Raw genomic sequence first — 13,476 nt, 5'->3', positions numbered from 1 at the left:
GGGTAGGCTCCGCGTTGTCATGAGCGAGCCCGAAGTGATCCTGCCGCGCGAACTGACCGATGTCAGCGATGCGGTCCGCGGCGTTCCGCCGCCGCCGGGCGCCGCGGACGTGCCCGAGCCCTATGCCTTCCGCCTGGTCGACCCGGATGCCGACGCCGAGATGATCGCCGAGTGGATGAGCCGCCCCGCCCTGGTCGAGGCGTGGGAATCCGCGTGGCCGGCGGAGCGCTGGCGTCGCTATCTGCGTGCGCAGTTGGACGGGGACTACTCCCGGCCGTTCCTGGCGAGCCAGGATGGGGAAGACCACGCCTACATCGAGTTGTACCGCGCGGCAAAGGATTCCATCGCCACCCGGTACGAGGCCGACCCCTACGACCTAGGGATACATGCCGCGATCGCCGACGAGGAGTTCGCGAATCGCGGGATTGCCGGCTTCATGCTGCCGCACTTCGTGGCCAGCGTGCTGGGGCAGGATCCATTGTGCCGCAGGATCATGTTCGATCCCGACCATCGCAACAAGATGGCACGGCGGTTCTGCGAGCGCGCGGGCTGCGTGTTCCTCGGCGAGCACGACATGTCGAACCGGAGGATGGCCCTGTATGCGCTGGCGCTCACGCCGGACGACGTGCCCCGCCCGCGTCAGCCCTGACGATCCGCGTCAGATGTGCTGTGCGGCCCACTGCCCCAGGAAGGCCGCCGCCAAACCGAGCGCGACGCTGACGACGATGTTGGCCAGCGCCGCCCATGTCTGGCGCTCCTCGCTCAGGCGTTGGGTCTCGAGCATCCACGTCGAGAACGTGGTGTAAGCGCCCACGAACGCGGTGCCGGCCAGCAAGGCCGCCTCCTTGTTGAGCGCCAGGCCGCCGAGGAAGCCCAGCAGCGCGGCGCCGGTGACGTTGACCGTCAGCGTGCCGAACGGAAAGGACCGGCCCGCTCGCCGGGCGACCGTGCGGTCCACCAGGAAGCGCAGTACCGACCCGAGGCCGCCGATGACCGCGACGCCGGTCCATACCAGCCCATTGGCGATCGTCATCCGCGCACCCGCGCCCGCCGAACCAGCCCGCTGGCGACGTGCACGGCCAGCAGCCCCAGCGCCAGGCTGCTGGCGGTGTAGCCGACCGCCATGCCCCAGTGGCCGTGCTCGATCATCTTGATGGTCTCGACCTGCATCGTCGAAAACGTGGTGAGCCCGCCGCACAGGCCGGTGCCTAGCAGCGGGCGCCGATAACTCGACGCCGGCAGGCGCTCGAGCAGCCGGGTGGTGAAGTAGCCCAGTAGAAAGGCGCCGACGATGTTGACGGTGAAGGTGGTCCATGGCCAGTGGGACGCGTTGGGAGCGACGGCGGTGTTCAGGGCGGAGCGGGCCAGGGTGCCCATCGCTCCGCCGGCGAAGACCGCCGCTAGCTCGCGATAGTCGCGGTTTGCCACGGGCGGGTCCCTTCGTGTGCGAGCGGTCGGTAGCAGCCTAGGTGCCAGCCTTGCCGGCCGGTGAACCAGGGAAGTACCGGAGAAGTCAGTAACGTACCGGAGACGTCAGAAGTCAGCCGCCCGGGCACAATTGGTAGCTATGGCCCACCCCCGTGCCGGTCAGCCGGCCCAGCCCGAAGACCTCGTCGACCTGCCCCACCTCGTCACGTCCTATTACTCGATCCAACCGGATCCGGACGACGTCGCTCAGCAGGTGGTGTTCGGGACCTCGGGGCACCGCGGCTCGGCGCTGGGCGGCGCCTTCAACGAGGCCCACATCCTCGCGATCACCCAGGCGATCGCCGAATACCGCGTCGCGCACGGCACCACCGGGCCGTTGTTCGTCGGGCGCGACACGCACGGCCTGTCCGAGCCGGCGTGGGTGTCGGCGCTCGAGGTGCTGGCCGCCAACGACGTAGTGGCCGTGGTCGACTCGCGGGACCGCTACACGCCGACACCCGCGGTCAGCCACGCCATCCTCACCTACAACCGCGGCCGCACCGACGCGCTGGCCGACGGGATCGTCGTGACGCCGTCGCACAACCCGCCGTCCGACGGCGGTTTCAAGTACAACCCGCCCACCGGGGGGCCCGCCGATACCGACGCCACCAACGCAATCGCCAAGCGCGCGAACGAGATCCTGCGTGAAGGGTCGGGGGTCCAGCGGGTGCCGCTGGCCCGGGCGCTGCAGACCGTCCAGCGGCACGACTATCTGGGCAGCTACGTCGACGACCTGCCTAACGTGGTCGATATCGATGCGATCCGTGCGGCCGGGGTGCGAATCGGTGCCGATCCACTCGGCGGTGCCAGCGTGGACTACTGGGCCGCGATCGGTGAACGGCACAATCTGCAGCTGACCGTGGTCAATCCGCTGGTCGACGCGACGTGGCGATTCATGACGCTGGACCACGACGGCAAGATCCGGATGGACTGCAGCTCGCCGAACGCAATGGCCTCGCTGATCGCCAACCGCGACGTCTACCAGATCGCCACCGGCAACGACGCCGACTCCGACCGGCACGGCATCGTCACTCCCGATGCGGGACTGATGAATCCGAATCACTACCTGGCCGCGGCCATCGACTACCTCTACACCCATCGGCCGTCCTGGCCGGCCGGTATCGCCGTCGGCAAGACGGCGGTCAGTTCCTCGATCATCGACCGAGTGGTCGCCGGGATCGACCGCAAACTCGTCGAGGTGCCGGTCGGGTTCAAGTGGTTCGTCGACGGCCTGATCGGCGGGACCATCGGGTTCGGCGGCGAGGAGTCGGCGGGGGCGTCGTTCCTGCGCCGCGACGGCTCGGTGTGGACCACCGACAAGGACGGCATCATCCTGGCGCTGCTGGCCTCCGAGATCCTGGCCGTCACCGGCCTGAGCCCGTCGCAGCGCTACCGGGAGCTGACGGCCGAGTACGGCACGCCCTACTACGCGCGGGTCGACGCGCCCGCCGACCGTGACCAGAAGGCGCGACTGTCCAGGCTGTCCCCCGAGCAGGTGACCGCCACCGAGCTGGCGGGGGAGCCGATCGTGGCGAAGCTGACCGCCGCCCCGGGCAACGGCGCGCCGCTGGGCGGGCTGAAGGTGACGACGGCCAACGCCTGGTTCGCCGCGCGTCCGTCGGGCACCGAGGACGTCTACAAGATCTACGCGGAGTCCTTCAAGGGGCCCGAGCACCTGGCCGAGGTGCAGCGGACCGCCCGCGAGGTGGTGGGCCAGGTGATCGGGTAAGCGTGCCCGTCCCCGCGCTCTCCCCGGGGGGCATGACCGATTCCCCGAAGCGGATATCGCATGCGATAGCGCCTCGTCGGGTTGGTTCCTCACCAGCGGTTTTGAACGCCCGGTGCCGGTGGTGTAGCTTCGATTCGCACGACTTGGGGCTATGGCGCAGCTGGTAGCGCACCACACTGGCAGTGTGGGGGTCAGGGGTTCGAGTCCCCTTAGCTCCACTTTTGAGAAGCCCGCTCTGACTTCGGTTGAGGCGGGCTTTCCGGTTTCGCTGTTGGGTTGGTCCAGTAGAAGTTTGACGACAGCCGTGGGACTTCGTCGTGAACTGTGGTTGGTCTTGGGCGTCTCCACGCCGAGGCGTGGTGCCGTGGGGCGGTCTAAAGAGGACGCTCTGTGCTGTCTTCGCGTCGGAGGTTCAACGACAGATCGCTGAGTTTGGGCCAGCCACGTTTTGGTGTCGGGTTGAGCGGCGCTTATGCTAATTGACTGATTAGATTACTGCTATCTGACTGATTTTTACCGTGCTAATTGTATGATTCGCCCATGCGATACGCCAGGCGCATCATCGACGACGAGCTGGATGAGCTCTTCGGGCAGATACCCGCGATCGCGATCGACGGCCCGAAGGCAGTTGGGAAGACGACGACAGCCGAGCAGCGAGTCGTTGGCCTGCTGAGGCTGGATGCAAAGCCCAACCGTGAGGCGGTGCATGCTGACCCGGGTCTGCTGTTGAGTCGACCGCGGCCACTTCTCATCGACGAATGGCAGACGGTTCCCGAGGTATGGGATGTCGTGCGCCGTGCTGTGGACGACGACTCGACTGGGGGCCAGTTTCTGCTTGCCGGGAGCGCTACACCACCCCACGGGGCAACGGCTCACTCCGGTGCGGGGCGTATTGGGCGGCTGCGCATGCGTCCCATGACGCTGTCGGAGCGGGGGATCGCGTCACCGACCGTCGATCTCGGCGGATTGCTGACTGGCAGCAAGCTGCCGCTCGACGGGACGACGGACGTTCGGTTGGCCGATTACGCGCACGAGATCGTGGCTTCGGGTTTCCCGGGCATGCGGCCTCTCGGTGCGCGGGCATTGAAGTTTCAGCTTGATTCGTATCTGCGCAATGCCGTTGATCGAGACGTGCCCGAGCAGGGGCTCGCTGTCCGTAAGCCTGAGGCGATGTTGGGGTGGTTGCGGGCCTACGCGGCAGCCACATCCACGACAGCCAGCTACACCGCAGTGCTCGACGCGGCCACCGCTGGAGTCAGTGACAAGCCGGCGCGTTCAACGACTATCGCCTACCGAGACGTGCTTACTCAGCTATGGCTGCTGGACCCGGTGCCTGCTTGGGGGCCCGCGGGCAACCCGTTGGCGCGCTTGGCTCAATCGCCGAAGCATCACCTAGCCGATCCGGCTTTGGCCGCCCGTCTACTTGGCTTGTCCGTAGATGGGCTTCTCGGCGGTGAAGGCAGGCCGATCGGGCCGCAGGCTGGTGGCATGCTCGGACATCTCTTCGAGTCCTTGGTCACACTTTGTGTGCGCGTTGCTGCGCAGGCCGCCGAGGCCACTGTCGGTCACCTCCGGACGCGCAACGGCGACCACGAAATAGACCTGGTGTTGGTGCGCGACGATGGCAAAGTGGTCGCCGTCGAGGTGAAGCTGGCCGCAACGGTCGAAGAGCGGGATACCGCGCACTTGCGTTGGCTGGCCGACCGTCTCCGCGCGGACCTGCTCGACGCGATCATCATCAATACCGGGCCTAACGCCTACCGGCGCCCCGACGGTATCGGTGTGGTCCCGCTAGCGCTGCTGGGCCCATGACGGGTCGCGATGAATGGCGACCGTCGATTAAAACGAATCCGCGGCAGTACCGTCCAGGCGATGGTTCTTGGCTGCCCTACGAGACAGTTGTGCCCTGACGACAGTTTTAGCGACAATGCTGACGACAGTCCGCCCGAACGATGTCCCCTACAGGACGATCTGCGGCTTATTGTGCCTGGTCAAAGTAGGGGTTCGAGTCCCCTCAGCTCCACCGGGAGAGACGGCCGATCGCGGCGCGGTCTGGCTACTTCGGCGGCATCCGGATGCCACCGTCCACGCGGACCACCTCGGCATTCATGTACGAGTTGGTGATCAGTTCCATCACCATCGACGCCAGCTCTTCGGGCCGGCCGAGCCGGTGCGGGAACAGGACCGACTGGCCGAGTTTGGCCTTGAAGGCTTCCGACTGTTCGCCCTCGCCGTAGATGGGTGTGTCGATGAGGCCGGGCGCCACCGTGTTGACCCGGATCCCCACGGCGGAGAGGTCCCGGGCGACCGGCAGGGTCAGCCCGACCACGCCGCCCTTCGACGACGAGTACGCCGCCTGACCGATTTGCCCGTCGAATGCCGCCACACTGGTCATGTTCACGATCGCTCCGCGCTCACCGGTGTCGGTCGGATCGAGCCTGCTCATCGCGGTGGCCGCCAGCCTGATGCAGTCGAACGTGCCCACCAGGTTTATCGCGATCACTTTCCGGTAGGCGTCGAGATCGTGCGCGGAGGCGAATTCACCGTCCTTGCCGATGGTCCGTTGCGCCCACCCGATGCCCGCCGAATTGACCAGCGCCCGTAGCGGCCCGAGGTCCATCGCCGTGTTGACGGCGTCCTCGATCTGGCTCGTATTGGTGACGTCCACGGTGACGAACGCGCCGCCGATCTCGTGGGCGAGTTGCTGGCCGCGCTCGGCCTGCAAGTCGGCGATGACGACCCGGGCGCCCTTGTCGGCTAACTGACGCGCGGTGGCCGCGCCGATGCCCGACGCCCCGCCTGTGACGATTGCACTAGCTCCGTTGATATCCACAGCGGACACCCTAGCCTGCACGGGGAATGACATCCCGTCAGAACTTTGCGACCGCCCCGGCGTCGACGGGCAAAGCCGCACCCGTGATGTATTGCGCCTCGTCGGAGGCGAGGAACAACACCGCGTCACTGACTGCGCGCGCCTCGATCACCGGTACCGGCAACATGTGGAACTGGCCGATCACCTGCGCCGCGTCGTCCATGGTGGGCTCGGGAAGGTCTGGCCTCAGGGTCCGGCGGAACTGCTCGTTGTCGATCATCGGTGTCAGGACGTTGCCGGGATGAATCGAATTCACTCGAATCCGTTGCGGCGCCAATTCGTTGGCGAGGGAGTTCATCAGGCCGACGACGCCGTGCTTGGCGGCGGCGTAGTGCGCCATGTACCCGCCGCCGCGCAGGCCCAGCATCGAGCTCACCAAGATGATCGACCCGCCGCGGCCATCGGACATGTGCGGCACCGAAACCTTGATCGTGTGCCAGACACCGGTGAGATTGATGTCGAGCATTGTCTGCCATGCCGCTTCCTTGATCAGGGCCGCCGGTGCGGGACTGCCGCTGATGCCGGCGTTGGCAACGACGACATCGGGCCGGCCCAGCTCATCGATCCCTCGCCGCACGGCAGCGCGGAGGCCCTCGAGGTCCCGCACGTCCGCCCGGGCGGTCACGATGCGCCGGCCCGTCTTGCGAACCAGCGCGTCGGTCTCGTCGAGGTCGTCTTCCGTGGCGCCCGGATAGTTGACGCCGTCGATGTCGGCGCAGACGTCTATCGCGATGATGTCGGCGCCTTCCTCCGCGAGTCGGACCGCATGCTCCCGACCTTGACCGCGCGCCGCCCCCGTGATGAGCGCGACCTTGCCGGCGACCCTGCCCACGGCGTTCTGCATGGTGACCTTTCCCAGAGACGTCGATCAGCCCTTGTCGTGGCCGAATTCCAACCGGATCGTCTCTCATCTTGGAGCTCCGCGGAATGTGGCGAGTGCTCAGGGTCACAAATCCGACGTGCCGCCGTCGACGAGTAGCTCCGTGCCGGTGGTGTACGTCGCGTCGAACGCGAAGAAGATGATCGCCTTCGCGACTACCCCTGGCTCACCCAGCCGCCGCATCGGCCGCCGAAGTTGCGGTGCGAGTTATGCATCGCCGCTGATCACGACCACCTCGGCGATTCGGCGGCAAGCACGCAGAGGGGAGCTTGGGGTAGCCCCCTGCCTCCGCTCCCGCTGGGCCGGGTCAATCCACCTTCTGCCACGGCGTGCAGCCGTGGGTGACGAACGTTGCGACCTTTGGAGCGCGGAGATCCGCGGTGACAGTCTGGGTCCCGCCGTCGGCGACGATCAGCTTCCAGTCGCCGGTCCACGCGCTGAAGCTGCACGCTGCCGAATAATCGCCCGGCAGGGCGTGCGCGGTGTACGTGCCGTGGGGCAGTTGGCCGGGCACCGTATAGGTGCCGGGCCCGTAGTTCCCGTCCGCGTGCGCGGGGGGACTGACAAGGCGGACTCCGGCGACCACCACGGCTAGCACACCGGAACACCAACTCGACTGCTGGATCCGCGGCATCAGACCTCCCGGAGTTGACCTCGAGATAGCAAACGCTAACCCCCACCGGACTAAGGCGCGCGAAACCGACGCCGCGGAAGGGCCCCGACCGGCCGATTAGGTTTTCGCCTCGAAGCGCATTAATCTTGCCCGCGGTTCGATCGCGACTCAGGAAAGCAGCCATGCCCATTCAGCCCACTCTGCTGCGCCCACGGGTGCTGCGCAGCACCGGTTCACGACGTGCCGCTCCCCGCGTGAAGTGTCCGATGGTCGGCCAGTGCTTCGACATCGAGGTCACTCGCGATGACGACGGATGGATGATCCGCATCCCCGAGATCGGCAGGACCGCCCGCGCCGGCCACCGCGCGGCCGTGGAGGTCAAGGCACGGGAATGCATCGCGACCTGGACCGGCATTCCCATCGGTTACGTCGCCGTGTACGTCGCAAGCGAGATCGGCTAGCGCGAACCGGGGTGATCGCCGCGCTTATTGATCGCCACGCTTATTGATCGAGGTGTGGCCCGGGCGTGACCCCATCGCGACGGTGACCAACAACGCTGATCACCATGGTGCTCGCGGGAATCGCCGCTCTGGTGCTCGCCACGTGCGCCGGCTACTACTTCGGCAAACGGTCGGCCTCGGCGCCGTCGACCTGGAACAGGCGCACGAGCCGGGTCGCGGTGGGCAGGGCCGTGGTCACGTTGCTGATGCTGCTGGCCGCGCGCCGCGTGCGGCGAAACCTTCGCTCCGAGCCCGCTCTGCGGTTCTGGGGACCGAAAGTGGTTGCGCCGCTCGGCCTGCTGCGCGGCGGCGTCGCGCGGGTGCGCCCCTACTGAGCGACGAGGACGGCGGTGTCGGCACTACAGGACAAGGTCGCGCTGGTGACCGGCGCGTCGTCCGGCCTCGGCGCGGACACGGCCCGGTTGTTATCCCGGCAGGGCGCAACGGTTTTCGGCATCGGCAGGGATAGCGGACGCCTCGCCGACGTCTTCGCCGACGTGGAACGTGGCTCCTACGCCTCGGTGGACGTCGCCTCGGCGCAGGCCTGCCGCGACACGGTCGAGCGGTGCGTCGGCGAGTTCGGCGGCCTGGACATCCTGATCAATATCGCCGGGCGACACCAGATGCGCAGGACCGAGTCGATGACTGACGACGACTGGGCACAGGACCTCGCGGTCAACCTCAACGGCCCGTTCTACCTGTGCCGCGCCGCTCTGCCCCATCTGCTGGCCCGGGGCGGCAACATTGTCAACGTCAGCTCCATCGCGGGCGTCGAAGGCCAGGCCTACTCCGCCGGCTATTGCGCCGCCAAGCATGGGTTGATCGGGCTTACCCGCGCCCTGGCGGTGGAATACACCGCGGATCGCCTGCGGGTCAACGCCGTCTGTCCCGGCGGCATGCTCACGCCACAGATCGAACACTTCACCGCGCCGGACAACCCGAACTACGACCTGATCATGCGGACGGCCTCGCCGCGCGGCATGATGAAGCCGCTCGACGTCGCCAACGTGATCGCCTTTCTCGCCAGCGATGCCGCGGCGGCCGTGCACGGGGCCGTCTATCGCGTCGACAACGGCAAGGGCGCCGGCTAAGCGCGTTATGCCTGCCGCAGCGGGCGGGCACGCACCAGCGTCGGCCACCAGAACCACGGGCCGAGGATCCGCAGGATGGACGGCACCACGAACGACCGCACGATCAGCGTGTCGAGCAGCAGGCCGATGCACACGGTGGAACCGACCTGGCCGATGGTGCGCAGATCGCTGGTGAGCATGGCCAGCATCGTGAACGCGAATACCAGACCCGCGGACGTCACCACGCCACCGGTGCTGCCGAGCGCGCGGATCAGTCCGGTGTGGATGCCGCCGTGCAGCTCCTCTTTGACGCGGTTGATCAGCAGCAGGTTGTAGTCCGACCCGACCGCCACCAGGATGATGAAGGTCAGCGGTAGCACCAGCCAATGCAGGTGCAGGCCGATGAGGTGCTGCCAGACCAGTATCGAGAGCCCGAACGCGCCCGCGTACGAGAATGCGACCGTCCCGGGAATCACCAACGCCGCCACCAGACTTCGCGTGATGAACATCATGATCAGGAAGATCAGCACGAAGGCGGCGATCGCCGCGATCATGAGGTCAGACATCGCGTATTCCTTGATGTCCTTGTCGTTGGAGCCCGAACCGCCGATGTAGATGCGCGCGCCGGCCAGCGAGGTCTCTTTGAGGATCGTCTTGATCGCGTCGGGGAACTGTTCGACGTGCTCCACACCCTCGGGTCCCATCGCGTCGCCCTCGTGGGTGACGATGAAGCGGGCCGCCTTGCCGTCCGGCGACATCATCAGCTTCATGCCGGTCTTGACGTCGTCGTTGTCGAAGCCCTCGTGCGGGATGTAGAAGAAGTCATCGCTGCGGGACTTGTCGAAGTCGTTGCCGACGTTGATCAGATCGTCGAAAGTCTGCTCCGTCTGGACGGTTTGCAGATCGGCGGACCCGTAACTGTTGACCAGCTTTGACTGCAGCGCCTCGGTGTCGTCGGCGGTGGCCTTCAGCTGGGCGATGATCTGCGGGAAGGCCTTATCCACTTCCTCGAGGGACACCTTCGCGGCGGCGATGTCGTCGGCCAGCTTGTCGACCTGATCGATCGTCTCGAACAGCGAGCGGAACGTCCAGCAGATGGGAATGTCGAAACAATGCCTCTCCCAATAGAAGTAGCTCTTGATCGGGCGGAAAAAGTCGTCGACGTTGGAGACCTCGTCGCGGATGTCGTCGCCGACCCGCTGCAGGTCTTCGACGGTGAGCACCGTCTGGTGCAGTTCGTCGGACACCTTCTGGAAGAAGCCGATCTCTTTGCGCAGGACCGCGACCGAGTGCGACTGAATGTCGGCCTGCGCGTCGGTGTTGGCGTTCTGTTCCCTGTTGAACGGCAGCTGTTGGCCGTTGCCGCTGCCTTGCGTGGTGAACAGGTAGGGAATGCTGGCGTGCTCGAGCGCCCGGCCCAAGGGCCGGGTCATGCCCTGCACCATCGCGACGCCGTGCAGGCGGATCAGCGCCTTCGCGACCCGGTCCAGCGAGATGAAGTCGGCCGAGTTGCGCATGTCATGATCGGTTTCGACCATGAGCATCTCGGAGAACAGCTTGCTCTTGGGGAAGTGCCGATCGGCCGCCTGGAAACCGAGGTTCGCGGGCGCACTGGCCGGCTGGTACTGCCTGTCGTCGTAATTCTGGCGGTAGGTGGGTACGAAGATCGCCCCGACCATGACGACGGCGGAGCTGGCCACCAGGATCGGTACCGGCCAACGGACCACGCTCGCGCCGATGCGCCGGTACAGGCGCCCGTGCGTGGGGGTTTTCGGGTCGAACATCCCGAAAAGGCTCCCGACGGTCAGGACCGCCGGGCCCAGGGTCATCGCGGCCGCGATCGTGAACAGCATGGTGATCGCGACGGCCGGCCCCATGGTGTGGAAATAATTCAGGCGCGCGAACGTCAGGCAGTAACAGGCGCCGGCGATGGTCAGGCCCGAGCCGATGATGATGGGCGCGACGCCCTTGTAGGCGATGTAGAAACTCTCCTCCCGGCTTTCGCCCGCCTGTCGCGCCTCGTGATATCGGCCCATCAGGAAAATGCCGTAATCCGTTCCGGCGCCGAGGGTCAGCGCGATCACGATGTTCACGGCGAACGACGAGAGCTCGATGTAGCCGTAATGCCCGAGCGTCGAGACGACACCCTTGGCGACGAGCATCTCGATCAGCACCCCGAGCAACGGCACCAACAGGGTGGACGGCGCGCGGTACACCAGCAGCAGCATCACGACGATGAGGACGATCGTGACGATCGTGACGTTGTTCAGGCTGGCATTGGCGATGGAGAGCGTGTCCGAGGCCAGCGGGGCCGCGCCACTGACGTAGACCTTGAGGCCCGGTGGTGGCGTGTCCTTGTTGATGATGTCGCGCACGGCATCCACGGACTCGTTGGCCTGTATCTGGCCGATGTCGCCGGCGAGACGAAGGAGCACATAAGTGCACTTGCCGTCCACGCTCTGCGCCCCGGCCGCGGTGAACGGCTTACCCCACAGGTCCATCACGTACTGCACGTGTTTCGTGTCGCGCTCGAGGCGGCGCATCAGGTCGTCGTAGTACCGGTGGTCGGCGTCGCCCAGCGGGCGGTTCGCCTCGAACACCACCATCGTCAGGTTGGTGGAGTTGGATTCGTGGAACTTTTCGCCGATGTGTAGCAGGGCCCGCTGGGAGGGCGCGTAGTGCGGCACCATCGGCCCGGCCAACTCTTCCGCGACCCGTTCCACCTGCGGCATGAACGTGTTCGTGGTGACCGCGAGAAGGGCCCAGAACAAGATGATCGGTATCGCGAGAGCGCGGACCATCCTGGGGATGAAGGGCCTTTTCGGCCTCGGCTCGTCGAGGCGATGCTCGCTCACGCGGACTTCACCCGGCACTCGACGTCGGCGTCCGGGTGGTCGTCCGATTGTTCGTCGCGGACGACGCCGTCGACCAGCATCCGGCAACTCACCTGTCCGCCGCGGACATGCACCGAGATGCTTCCGGATGCCACCGTGAGGGTGGTGGTCTCGGTGTGGGACCACGGCAGCCTCGTGATGTCCACCTGGTGGGGGTGGCCGTCGATGTCGATGTAGACGAGCTTGCCGCCCTCGCCGGCCGCGCCGAACACCTCATAGGTGATTCGTTTGACGTTGAACTCGTCGGGGGCCTGCGGGCCGTTGACCGTGATGACGGGCTCGGGTTGGGAGAACTGGTGCACCTTGTACATGCACAACAGGCCCACTCCGACCGCGACGACGGCGACCAGCGGCATCCAGCCTCGCTCCAAGACCTTCCTGCCGACCGAACGACTGCTCATTCGATCACCTCTCAAGAGTCCGGTCCGCACATCGTGTTCTCGCCCCCCGCCGCGTCATGCCCATGCAGATAGTAGACGCTCATGTGCCCAATTTGCAGATGATCGTGCAAACACTAGCCGCAGCCCGGCCCGAATGCGACCGCGAAGGCCTACGGCGCGGCCACCTGCCGGTGACCCGCGCCAGACGCCTGGGATCAGGACATCCTGGCAACACGCCGCTTCAGCCGCGCGCTGCTCAGCACGGCACGGGCCAGGTTCGTGGAGGTCAGCATGGGGATCACCCCGAGGAAGGTGCGCTCGGAGGGTGTCGCGCCGTGCAGGTGGAAGAGGCTGCCGAACACGAAGTAGCAGCCCAGCATGAACAGGGCGCCGGGGATGCAGAGCGCCAGCAGGGAACCCCGGTCGGCGGTGAGTTGCTTCGCGTAGATCAACTCGTCGTGGGACAGCGGCTCGCGCTTCCGCACTTTCCGGATCACCGTTTTTGCGCTCCCGATTTCTTCGCTGATCGGTAACGTCGTCCGCCTCTCCATCCGCCGCACGAAGATCGTGGCGACGGTGGCAAACAGCACCGCCAGCGCGAGGGCGACGATGGTCAGAAGACCGAATAAGGGCGTGGACATAGCTGGTCCTTCGCTCGATGCACCGAAGACTCCTGGCAACGCTACCCCAAAAAGGGTCGTTTCCCGACCCTCGTAGTAACGCCTCAGCTGCGCGCCAACGTCATCGCCAGCCGGCCGGCAGGTCGACGATGTGGTTGGGGCAGAAGTCGTAGGCCGCCTGGGACATGATGTTTCGCGCATCCTCGGCCGACATCTTGGCGCGCAGCATCATGAAGGCGTATTCGGCTGGGGCGTAACCGGATTCCCTGCCGGCCGGGTCGTCCATCAGCTGACATGCCTGCTTTTCCTGGCCGCTGTCGGCGTGGGCGATGCCCGACCCGAACAGCAACGCCAGCCCGACGAATGCGCCGGCGGCGATTCTCGTGCTCCTCAACGTGGTTCACCTTCGCCTCGCGTGCCCTGCCGGCCCAGTGTAAAGCCCGTGGCGTCG

The 13,476-nt window shown here is 66.2% G+C and carries 16 protein-coding genes and 1 tRNA gene; 7 read left to right on the top strand and 10 right to left on the bottom strand.

Annotation, left to right across the window (positions count from 1 at the left end; translation table 11 throughout):
• The first annotated feature begins 19 nt into the window (after positions 1-19).
• Positions 20-649 (top strand): GNAT family N-acetyltransferase, encoded by a 630-nt coding sequence (locus tag SKC42_RS06115; protein ID WP_330963402.1) that lies wholly within the window; start codon positions 20-22, stop codon positions 647-649.
• Between the two features lie 9 nt (positions 650-658).
• On the opposite strand, the gene crcB (SKC42_RS06110) is transcribed toward SKC42_RS06115, so the two are convergent.
• Both crcB (SKC42_RS06110) and crcB (SKC42_RS06105) read right to left on the bottom strand, forming a co-directional pair.
• Positions 659-1,033 carry a fluoride efflux transporter CrcB gene (crcB, locus tag SKC42_RS06110; RefSeq protein WP_330963401.1) on the bottom strand — a complete coding sequence of 125 codons (375 nt, stop codon included), beginning with the start codon at positions 1,031-1,033 and terminating at the stop codon, positions 659-661.
• Entirely contained in the window at positions 1,030-1,428 is a 399-nt protein-coding gene (crcB, locus tag SKC42_RS06105; RefSeq protein WP_330963400.1) for a fluoride efflux transporter CrcB, read from the bottom strand. Before crcB (SKC42_RS06105) ends, crcB (SKC42_RS06110) begins: the two co-directional genes overlap by 4 nt.
• A 139-nt stretch (positions 1,429-1,567) precedes the next feature.
• Here crcB (SKC42_RS06105) and pgm point away from each other — a divergent pair, with 139 nt between their 5' ends.
• The 3 genes from pgm to SKC42_RS06090 all read left to right on the top strand — a co-directional run bounded on the left by pgm (position 1,568) and on the right by SKC42_RS06090 (position 5,008).
• Positions 1,568-3,196 (top strand): phosphoglucomutase (alpha-D-glucose-1,6-bisphosphate-dependent), encoded by a 1,629-nt coding sequence (gene pgm / locus SKC42_RS06100; protein ID WP_330963399.1) that lies wholly within the window; start codon positions 1,568-1,570, stop codon positions 3,194-3,196.
• Positions 3,197-3,341: 145 nt separating this feature from the next.
• A tRNA-Ala gene (locus SKC42_RS06095) sits at positions 3,342-3,414 on the top strand.
• A 322-nt stretch (positions 3,415-3,736) separates the two neighbouring features.
• The gene (locus tag SKC42_RS06090) at positions 3,737-5,008 is read left to right on the top strand and encodes an ATP-binding protein (protein WP_330963398.1); all 1,272 of its coding nucleotides are present in this window, start codon (positions 3,737-3,739) and stop codon (positions 5,006-5,008) included.
• Positions 5,009-5,252: 244 nt separating this feature from the next.
• Here the strand turns inward: SKC42_RS06090 and SKC42_RS06085 are convergent, their stop codons facing one another.
• From SKC42_RS06085 to SKC42_RS06070, 4 genes are all read right to left on the bottom strand, one after another.
• Positions 5,253-6,029: an SDR family NAD(P)-dependent oxidoreductase gene (locus tag SKC42_RS06085; protein WP_330963397.1), complete on the bottom strand. Its 777-nt coding sequence runs from the start codon at positions 6,027-6,029 to the stop codon at positions 5,253-5,255.
• Between the two features lie 37 nt (positions 6,030-6,066).
• Positions 6,067-6,912 (bottom strand): mycofactocin-coupled SDR family oxidoreductase, encoded by an 846-nt coding sequence (locus SKC42_RS06080; protein WP_330963396.1) that lies wholly within the window; start codon positions 6,910-6,912, stop codon positions 6,067-6,069.
• Between the two features lie 102 nt (positions 6,913-7,014).
• Positions 7,015-7,131: a hypothetical protein gene (locus SKC42_RS06075; RefSeq protein ID WP_330963395.1), complete on the bottom strand. Its 117-nt coding sequence runs from the start codon at positions 7,129-7,131 to the stop codon at positions 7,015-7,017.
• Positions 7,132-7,255: 124 nt separating this feature from the next.
• Positions 7,256-7,582, bottom strand: coding sequence for a hypothetical protein (locus tag SKC42_RS06070; RefSeq protein ID WP_330963394.1), 327 nt, complete (start codon positions 7,580-7,582; stop codon positions 7,256-7,258).
• A 245-nt stretch (positions 7,583-7,827) separates the two neighbouring features.
• Here SKC42_RS06070 and SKC42_RS06065 point away from each other — a divergent pair, with 245 nt between their 5' ends.
• The 3 genes from SKC42_RS06065 (at position 7,828) to SKC42_RS06055 (ending at position 9,152) form a co-directional block, all read left to right on the top strand.
• On the top strand, positions 7,828-8,022 hold the full coding sequence (locus SKC42_RS06065; RefSeq protein ID WP_330963587.1) for a long chain fatty acid-CoA synthetase Faa4p: 195 nt from the start codon (positions 7,828-7,830) through the stop codon (positions 8,020-8,022).
• A gap of 104 nt (positions 8,023-8,126) precedes the next feature.
• Positions 8,127-8,396 carry a hypothetical protein gene (locus SKC42_RS06060; RefSeq protein WP_330963393.1) on the top strand — a complete coding sequence of 90 codons (270 nt, stop codon included), beginning with the start codon at positions 8,127-8,129 and terminating at the stop codon, positions 8,394-8,396.
• Between the two features lie 15 nt (positions 8,397-8,411).
• Positions 8,412-9,152: an SDR family NAD(P)-dependent oxidoreductase gene (locus SKC42_RS06055; protein WP_330963392.1), complete on the top strand. Its 741-nt coding sequence runs from the start codon at positions 8,412-8,414 to the stop codon at positions 9,150-9,152.
• Between the two features lie 5 nt (positions 9,153-9,157).
• Here the strand turns inward: SKC42_RS06055 and SKC42_RS06050 are convergent, their stop codons facing one another.
• From SKC42_RS06050 to SKC42_RS06035, 4 genes are all read right to left on the bottom strand, one after another.
• On the bottom strand, positions 9,158-11,932 hold the full coding sequence (locus tag SKC42_RS06050; protein ID WP_330963586.1) for an MMPL/RND family transporter: 2,775 nt from the start codon (positions 11,930-11,932) through the stop codon (positions 9,158-9,160).
• A 50-nt stretch (positions 11,933-11,982) separates the two neighbouring features.
• Positions 11,983-12,381, bottom strand: a complete 399-nt coding sequence (locus tag SKC42_RS06045; protein ID WP_330963585.1) for an MmpS family transport accessory protein — start codon at positions 12,379-12,381, stop codon at positions 11,983-11,985.
• A 239-nt stretch (positions 12,382-12,620) separates the two neighbouring features.
• Positions 12,621-13,046 (bottom strand): hypothetical protein, encoded by a 426-nt coding sequence (locus SKC42_RS06040; RefSeq protein ID WP_330963391.1) that lies wholly within the window; start codon positions 13,044-13,046, stop codon positions 12,621-12,623.
• Between the two features lie 100 nt (positions 13,047-13,146).
• Positions 13,147-13,419 carry a hypothetical protein gene (locus SKC42_RS06035; protein ID WP_330963390.1) on the bottom strand — a complete coding sequence of 91 codons (273 nt, stop codon included), beginning with the start codon at positions 13,417-13,419 and terminating at the stop codon, positions 13,147-13,149.
• Positions 13,420-13,476: the final 57 nt, after the last annotated feature.

The sequence above is a fragment of the Mycobacterium sp. 050134 genome, from assembly GCF_036409085.1.
Taxonomy (GTDB): domain Bacteria; phylum Actinomycetota; class Actinomycetes; order Mycobacteriales; family Mycobacteriaceae; genus Mycobacterium.
The sequence above is the reverse complement of the archived record's forward strand: the minus strand, read 5'-3'. Positions and strand labels throughout refer to the sequence as shown.

What these genes read in the sequence shown, in the direction of transcription:
- SKC42_RS06115 (WP_330963402.1), top strand. Translation starts at nt 20, where the DNA reads ATGAGCGAGCCCGAAGTGATCCTGCCGCGCGAACTGACCGATGTCAGC.
- crcB (WP_330963401.1), bottom strand. Translation starts at nt 1,033, where the DNA reads ATGACGATCGCCAATGGGCTGGTATGGACCGGCGTCGCGGTCATCGGC.
- pgm (WP_330963399.1), top strand. Translation starts at nt 1,568, where the DNA reads ATGGCCCACCCCCGTGCCGGTCAGCCGGCCCAGCCCGAAGACCTCGTC.
- SKC42_RS06090 (WP_330963398.1), top strand. Translation starts at nt 3,737, where the DNA reads ATGCGATACGCCAGGCGCATCATCGACGACGAGCTGGATGAGCTCTTC.
- SKC42_RS06080 (WP_330963396.1), bottom strand. Translation starts at nt 6,912, where the DNA reads ATGCAGAACGCCGTGGGCAGGGTCGCCGGCAAGGTCGCGCTCATCACG.
- SKC42_RS06075 (WP_330963395.1), bottom strand. Translation starts at nt 7,131, where the DNA reads ATGCGGCGGCTGGGTGAGCCAGGGGTAGTCGCGAAGGCGATCATCTTC.
- SKC42_RS06070 (WP_330963394.1), bottom strand. Translation starts at nt 7,582, where the DNA reads ATGCCGCGGATCCAGCAGTCGAGTTGGTGTTCCGGTGTGCTAGCCGTG.
- SKC42_RS06065 (WP_330963587.1), top strand. Translation starts at nt 7,828, where the DNA reads ATGGTCGGCCAGTGCTTCGACATCGAGGTCACTCGCGATGACGACGGA.
- SKC42_RS06060 (WP_330963393.1), top strand. Translation starts at nt 8,127, where the DNA reads ATGGTGCTCGCGGGAATCGCCGCTCTGGTGCTCGCCACGTGCGCCGGC.
- SKC42_RS06050 (WP_330963586.1), bottom strand. Translation starts at nt 11,932, where the DNA reads ATGGTCCGCGCTCTCGCGATACCGATCATCTTGTTCTGGGCCCTTCTC.
- SKC42_RS06045 (WP_330963585.1), bottom strand. Translation starts at nt 12,381, where the DNA reads ATGCCGCTGGTCGCCGTCGTCGCGGTCGGAGTGGGCCTGTTGTGCATG.
- SKC42_RS06040 (WP_330963391.1), bottom strand. Translation starts at nt 13,046, where the DNA reads ATGTCCACGCCCTTATTCGGTCTTCTGACCATCGTCGCCCTCGCGCTG.